Genomic DNA, 458 nt, shown 5'->3' on the forward strand with positions numbered 1-458 from the left:
ACCGTTGCTGTCCTGGAAGGAGCGGACCAGGACCTCGTAGAAGACGGCGCGTTTGAACCACTCCGGGTCCCGGTCCTTGGCCGGGGTGTCCTCGAAGGTGTCCGGGACGGGCTCGTTGACAGTCATCGTGTGGGTGACCCTCCGATCTGCGGGTTGGACGGTCGCAGGACGGTCAGGACGTGCGCGGGGCGGGTGCCCGGTTCGAGGCGCACGTAGTTGGCCCTGCCCCATTGGTATGTCTCGCCGGTGAGCTCGTCGCGCACCGGTACCGACTCGTGCCAGTCCAGGCCGAGCCGTGGCATGTCCAACGAGACCGTGGCCTCCTGGGTGTGGTGGGGGTCGAGGTTGGCGACCACCAGAACGGTGTTCGAACCGCTCCGCTTGGAGTAGGCGATCACGGACTCCTGGTCCGCGTGGTGGAAGTGCAGGCCGCGCAGCCGGTGCAGGGCCGGCGAGGC

Annotated in this window: 1 protein-coding gene; it reads right to left on the reverse strand. The window is 68.1% G+C overall.

The genetic code is table 11. The features are described 5' to 3' along the window. Positions 1 to 122 precede the first annotated feature (122 nt). Positions 123 to 458 (reverse strand): alpha-glucosidase C-terminal domain-containing protein (locus ACL02U_RS32970; protein ID WP_412794686.1); only part of this gene is annotated, 336 nt, incomplete at its 5' end.

It is taken from the genome of Streptomyces sp. MS06 (assembly GCF_047200655.1).
Taxonomy (GTDB): Bacteria; Actinomycetota; Actinomycetes; order Streptomycetales; family Streptomycetaceae; genus Streptomyces.